The 7289-nt window shown below is 68.0% G+C and carries 2 protein-coding genes; both read left to right on the top strand.

Annotation, left to right across the window (positions count from 1 at the left end; translation table 11 throughout):
* Positions 1–28: 28 nt before the first annotated feature.
* Entirely contained in the window at positions 29–5152 is a 5124-nt protein-coding gene (locus B2W70_RS17710) for a hypothetical protein (RefSeq protein WP_286747819.1), read from the top strand.
* Positions 5153–5162: 10 nt separating this feature from the next.
* On the top strand, positions 5163–6917 hold the full coding sequence (locus B2W70_RS17705; RefSeq protein ID WP_286747817.1) for a ShlB/FhaC/HecB family hemolysin secretion/activation protein: 1755 nt from the start codon (positions 5163–5165) through the stop codon (positions 6915–6917).
* Positions 6918–7289 lie beyond the last annotated feature (372 nt).

Below are 7289 nucleotides of genomic sequence, written 5' to 3'. Positions count from 1 at the left end.
GCTCGAAGGCCAGCGCGACGTGCACCTGATGGCCGGCACCGACCGCAGCGCCGCCAACTTGCTGCAGGCCGACGCCGACACCCGCCTGTGGAACCGCACGGCGGTGCCCATCGAGACCGACCCCAAGGCGCACGCCGAGGTGGTGCAGTCCAACGACATCAACGTGGCCGATGGCGCGCAGGTGCGCTCGGTGCGCAGCGTCTACCTGACCGCCACCGAAGGCGACCACAGCACGCGAGGCTTCGGCGAAGGCACCGATGCCTACCGCGAAGTTCTCTCCGCCATCGGTGAGTTCTTCGGCGCGGACACCTCCTCGCTCAAGATCAGTGGCGGCAGCACCTGGGACAACACCCGCAACCCCAACGCCATCACCTCGTCGGTCAATGTCGACGGCAAGGTCGAGGCGGGCATCTGGCACCTGCAGCACCTGACCTACCGGGCCGACGGCGGCTTCAGCATGTCCGAGGGCGTGAGCTTCACCACGCGCGACAACGTCAAGCTGGCCGACCTGCTGACGGCCGAGATCGACAAGCTGCGCCAGAAGGCCGACCAGGTGCGCAACGCGGCCAACAACTACACCGGTGACACCAACGCCGCCGACGTGGCCCTGGCGCTGGACAACGACGCCGACATCCTGGAGGCGCAACTGGCGGCCCTGGGTGGCAACACCCGCGTCGGCTTCCTCGACGTCGGCCCCATCCTGGCCACCACCGGCAACGTCAACGTCACCTCGCGCGTGCTCACGGGCGCAGCCAGCGGCCAGCTGATTGCCCCGGGCGACGTGCGCATCGACATCGACAACCAGTCCACGCGCTTCATGACCACCAGCACGCTGACCATCCCCGACGAGGAGGGTGGCCAGGTGCTGTGGAACGGCCAGCGCGTCTCCTCGAAAGAGCAGATCAACGCGCGCAACCGCGCCGGTCAGACCACGGCCGTGTCGGTGGTGGACGCCCTGTCCACGCCAGCACCGGTCATCAGCGTGCTGAACTCCAACAGCAACGACACCGCCACAGGATCGCCTGCGCAGCTGTGGATCCAGGGCGACATCAGCAACCTCGGTGGCCTGGCCAAGGCCAAGAGCCACGGCACCATCCGCGCCTCGGCCAACATCAACGCCGAGACGGTGGAGATCGCCACGGGCGGTGACTTCATCAAGACCTACACGCCAGGCTTCACCCACCAGGGCGGCGACCCCATCTCGCAACTGGGCAACGTGCCGAACTCGCGCGAAGGCGCGGCCATGGGGCTGACGGGCAGCGACGCCACCGACAGCGCTTCGGGCGATTACGTCAACAACGGCCTGCCGGGTGACTGCCTGACCGTCTCTTGCGGCAGCACCATCGCCGGCAACAACGTCTACATCAGCGCCGAGAAGCTCAACATCAACGGCTTGATCCAGGCCGGCCTGCCCGAGCGCGATGTCGTCATCACGCAGGCGCTGGTCACGTCGAAGGCATCCGACATCGCCCAGGCCCGCATCAAGTACCTGGCCGGCACCGGCGACCGCTACCTCGACCTGACCAACCCCGAACCGGGCAGCAAGTCGATCAAGGTGCGATACGACGCCGCCAACGACCGCCTCGAGCTCGACAACGTGCGCGTGGGCGGTGGCCACATGGAGCTGTTCGGCAACATCTTCTCGACCGGCAACGGCGAGCTGCGCGTGCTCGACGGCTACGGCCGCATCAGCATCGACAACCAGACCGGCTATGACCTGGCGCTGGGCCGCGTGGACACGGGCCAGGGCGTTGAAGGCAAGATCCGCATCACCGACACGGGCAAGCGCGTGATCGGTGTGGGCCAGGTCGATCAGACCGGCACCCGCTCCGACGGCAAGCCCCTGGTCACCGAGATCACCCGCCTGGGCAACCAGATCCAGGTGCGCGACAGCCGCACGGTGGACGCCGATGGCAAACCCACCTACCTGGCCGACACCGAAGACGGCAAGTCGACGGCGTACGACCCGGTGGCCAACCGCCGCTTCAACTGGATCAATGGCAGGGTCCAGGACAACACGGAGGAGCGGGTCTACGTCAAGCAGATCGCCATCGGCATCGACTCTTTCGTGCCCGACTACGATGCACCGACAAACGTTTACCCGGGCACGCCGGTCTACACCCAGCGCCTCACAGGCGACTGGCTGTCTGTGGGCGGAGGCAACGAAGGCTATCGCCTGGATTACACCCAGGTGACCAGCGACAAGGTGCAGCAAGGCGGCACCTACAAGATCAGCGAAAGCTGCGTCGGCTTCTGTGATGCGGCGATCTACAAGAAGGTCACGCTGGGCACGAAGTTCACCTGGACCGTCAAGGAGTACTTCCAGCACAGCCTGAACGCCTCCAAGCAGATCAAGATCAACTTCGTGGGCGAGGACACCTCGGCCGTCAACATCACCTCGGGCACCGGCAAGGTGCTGCTCGGCGGCCTGGTGCGCAGCCTCACGGGCGCGGCCAACATCACCGCCACCAACGGCATCCAGCAGGTCAATGACCAGGCTGTGATCAACGCACAAACGGTGAACCTGAGCGCCAACACGGGCGCCATCGGTTCGGCCACGCAGGCGGTGCACATCGACCTCACCGACGCCGACCCCAGCCGCGGCCTGGTCAACGGCACGCTGACGGCCCGCGCCCGCGATGGCATCGCCATCCGCGAGACCGACGGTGACCTGCGCATCGCTGCGGCCGAAGTCGCCGCCGGTGCCCTGCGCCTGAGCGCCGATGGCCACATCGCGACGACGGACCCGACTGTCACCCTCAAGGGCCGCGACGTGCGCCTGGTCAGCGACAGCGGCCGCATCGGCAGCGTCGCCTCGCCGCTGCGCATCGACACCGACGCCGTGATGGGCGTGCTCTCGGCGCAAGCGCTGGACGACATCCACCTGCGCGAAGTCAGCGGTGACCTGCGCGTCGAGCAGGTGGCCTCCTCCGTCGGTGATGTGCACTTGAGCGTGCCGGGCGGCAAGCTGATCGATGCCAACGACGTCGAGGTCGTGGACCCCTTGCAAGCCCAGCAGCTGCTGGACCTGTGGGACACCATGCGCCTGCGCGAGAACTCCTACCAGGGCAGCGCCAGCCAGACCGTGCGAAACGCCGAGCGCCTGGTCGAGAACGAGTACCAGCGCTACTGGCAGCTGCGCAACGTGCGCAGCGACGGGGCGGGTGGCTACACGGCTGACGCCTTCGATCCGGCCTACACCTTCAAGCTGAGCGCTGCGCAGGCCGCTGAGCTGAAGAAGGCCAACCAGTGGACGGATGCCGATGTGGCCTCCTACGAGCAGCAGCAGACCAGCGCCTTCCGCGCGGCCCACGCTCGCTTCGGTGGCCAGGCCTACAACGCCAACTTCACGCACAAGGCCTCTGACACCGAGGTGGCGGCGCTGACAGAGGGCGTGAAATGGTCCGATGCCGAGCTGGCCAACGCCATCGGTGCTGGCCTCTTCCGCCCGGTGGCCGACACCGAGGTGCGCGTGGAAGCCGCCAACATCATCGGGCGCAACCTGGTGCTTGACGTGGCTGGCTCCATCGGTGAAGACGCTGGGGTGGTGCGAATCAAGCGGCAGCAAGGTCTGACGAACGATGAGAAGCTGGCCCTGCTGAGCGCCGAGCTGCAGGACATGACGGTGACCGACACCGAGATCCTGATCGCGCAGAAAAAGGACATCGACGTCGAGGCCAGCGGCACGCTCCGTGCCCAGGCGACAGGCCCGATCTTCATCGGCAGCGAAGGTGACCTGGCGCTGCAGAACGTCAGCAGCACCCAAGAGGTGCGCATCAAGAGCGGCTCAGGCCTGAGCAACGCAGCCGCCGATGGCGTGGCCGCGGTGCAAGCCGGCGCGCTGGTGCTCGAAGCCGGCCAAGGCAACATCGGCTCGGCCAGCAAGGCCATGCTGGTGGACGTGGCCGATGGTGGCCGCACGACCGCGCGCGCCAAGCAACACATCTGGCTGACCGAGGCCACCGGCGACATGGCTGTGGGCACCGTCTACGCCCAGGAAAGCGCCACGCTGACCGCGCCCGGCGCCATCCTTGATGGCCGCAACGACCGGCAGCTCGACGTCCAGGCCCGCGAGATCAACCTGATCGCGGGCACCACCATCGGCCGCGACGGTGGCATCGACGAAGCACTCGAGGTCAGCACCGGCGCCAACGGCGTGCTCAACGCCAGCGCACCCGATGGCATCTTCCTGGCCGGCATGGGGCAAAACAGCCGCTTGGGCAACATCAGCACCGCGGGCCGCTTCGCGTACGACGCGCTGGCCAGCAACCTGACCCTCACGGGCCTGGTGCAGGCGCGCAGCATGCGCCTGGGCGCCGACGACGACATCGTCTTCACGCCGGGTGGCAAGCTGGTGGCCATCGAGCGCATCGACCTGGCTGCCGGTGTCGATGGCCAGGGCAGCGTGGTGGTCGAGCCCACCGTCACCGCCTCGCCGCTGGTCAGCTCGCCGGTGGTGCGCATCGTCGCCGCCGACACCGTGGGCGAAGGTCAGCCGCTGAGCATCGACAGCCCCGATGTGGGCTTCGAAGCGCGCAACATCAACGCCCAGGTGAGCACGCCTGGCGCCTTGCTGCTGAGCGTGGCCGGCAACGACGGCCTGCCAGCGCAAAGCGTGTCGCTCGACGTCAGCGCGGGTGAAGGCGCCGACCAAGGCGTGACCTTCGCCCTGCTCAACGCCGAACGCTCGCAGGTGCGCTCGGCCAACGCCGCACCGATCACGGTGGAGCAAGGCCTGGTCACCAACTGGGCCGAGTTCTTCACGCCCTTCTACAGCGTGCGCATCGACGCGGCCGACCGCCGCGCGCAGTTCGGCTGGGACGTGCACGGCTTCACCCTGAACGGTGCCTACGACCTGCTGCTGACGCCTCAGGCCGCGTTCATCGGCGCTTACGTGCTGGTGGGCAACCCGGAGAAGGTGATCTTCAGCAACCCGAGTGGCGTCGTCACCGGCGAGACCCGCACCGTGGGCGACCTCGGTGGCCAGCGTGACCAGGTGGCCACGCGCACCCTGAGCGTGGTGCGCAACGTCCAGGGCAACCTGGCGCCGGCCGCCGGCGTGCTGCAAATCAGCGGCGACCCCTTCGAGTGCAAGGACCACGAAGCCGAGTGCCTGGAGCTGGGCATCGCCCCGCCGGCGGCAGGAGAGTGAGGGGCCAACCATGACAAGACACGGCGTCACCCATCAACCCACCGTTCCCACCAACTTTCGCGGCCACGACATGAACCCATCTCCTTCTGCCCTGGCTGCTCGCACGCTGCTCGCGGGGGCCTTGCTGGCATGCACGGGCCAGGCCCTGGCCCAGACGGCTTTGCCATCGGGCCTGACCCCGGGTGCCGCTCAAGCCGCCGAGCGTCAGCAACGCGAGGCCCAGCAGCGCGAAGAGCGCTTGCAGCAGGGCGCGCCCGACGCCTCGGTCCAGGCCCCGGCCACGCCCAAGGCCACGGCCGCCAGCACCGAGCGCAACATTCGCGTCGAGCGCTTCGAGGTCGATGCCTCGCAGATCCTCAGCGCCCAGGAGGTGGACGCCGTGCTGGCGCCGCTGCGCGGCCAGACCGTCAGCCTGGCCGACCTGCAAGCCGCCGTGGCCCGCATCAACGAGCTGTATGACGCGCGCCGCGCACTCACCGCCCGTGCCGTGCTGCCCACGCAGACCATCCAGGGCGGCGTGGTTCGCATCCGCCTGGTCGAAGCCAAGACCGGCGAGCTGCGCATCAGCGGCCAGCAGGCGCTGGCAAGCGACTACGTGCGCGACCGCCTGCACCTCAGCCAGGACGCGCTGTTGTCCGTGCCTGCGCTCGAAGAAGACCTGGCCAAGTTCAACCGCCTCAACGAAACCCAGTTGCGTGCCAACGTCGTGCCCGGCAAGCGCTTTGGCACCACCGACGTCGAGATCACGGTCAGCGAGCCCAAGCGCCTGCGCGCCGACCTCTTCGCCGACAACGCCGGGCGCGAAACCACGGGCCGTGGCCGCGTGGGCGCGGTGCTGCGCGGCAGCAACTGGCTGGCCGACAGCGACACCGCATCGCTGACCGCCACCACCGCGCGTGGCTCCAACAGCCTGGCGGGCTCGTACTCGCTGCCCATCAACCGCCACGACACCCGACTTGATCTGTCGGCCAGCTACGGCGACATCCGCATCCTGCGCGGGCCCTTTCAGCCGCTGGAGATCACCGGCCGTTCACAGGACGTGTCGGTGGGCGTGAGCCAGCCCCTGGTGACCGAGGCCGAGCGCGCCTGGTCCACCTACGCCCGCGTGTCGGACCGTCAGTCGCGCAGCTCCTTTTCGGGCTTCAAGCAGACGCACGAGACCCAGCGCGTGATGACCTTCGGTCTGGCCGGTGACCAGCTCACCGACGGACACGCCTGGTTCCTGGACCAGCAGCTGGTGGTGGGCTCGACCGACTTGGCGGGTGACGGCAGCTTCATGTACTACCGCGCCCAGGGCAACCGGCTCGACCGACTGGGCGAGCGCACCCAGCTCATCAGCCGCGCTGCCCTGCAGTTGTCGCAGAACCGCCTGCTGCCTTCAGGCGAGCAGTTCCAGGTGGGGGGTGCCTACACCGTGCGTGGCTACTCCGAGGGCCTGGTGTCGGGCCGACACGGCTACCAGCTCAGCGTCGAGATCCGCCAGGGCCTGGGCGCCATCGAGTACCTTGAGCGCGAGCCCAACGCGCCTCGTTGGCAGTGGCTGGCCTTCATCGACCACGGTGCGGCCATCGCTTACCGTCCGGGCAACCTCAAGGCCGTTCAGCGTGACGACTTCCTCACCAGCGCCGGCGTGGGCGTCGTCATGGACTGGCGCAACGTCAACGCCCGCCTCGTGCTGGCCGCGCCCCTCAAGCGTCACCACCCTGCCGAGACCGATCGCAGTGATGTGCGCGTGCATGCGTACGTGAACGTGGCGCTGCAGTGAGGTGGAGGTGGGTTCGTGCATCGGGTGGTGCGTTGGTCCGGCGGGCGGGGTGCGTGTGAACCGGCCCTGCGCGGGGCACCACCGAGCTTTGCTTCTGTCACCCCTTGAACACCAGCCAAGTGGTTGCCGAGCCATGACACCGCACATGTCGGGCCGGCTCACACGCACCCCACCCACCGAACCCGAACCACCGCGCACTGCGGGGTTGGCGGAAGAAGAAAGGCGACGCTTGCGTCGCCTTTCTTCTTCCTTCTCCGCGTGCCACGTTGTGTCGCGGAATGGGGGAGAGGGGGCCTTGCATCGGCCCGACATGTGCGGTGTCATGGCTCGGCACCTGCCTGGTTCGTTTTCAAGGGGTGACAGAAGCAAAGC

This window comes from Aquabacterium sp. UBA2148, from assembly GCF_002328915.1.
Lineage (GTDB): Bacteria > Pseudomonadota > Gammaproteobacteria > Burkholderiales > Burkholderiaceae_C > Aquabacterium > Aquabacterium parvum.
Note: the sequence above shows the minus strand (reverse complement) of the source record. Positions and strands in the feature narration are given on the sequence as shown.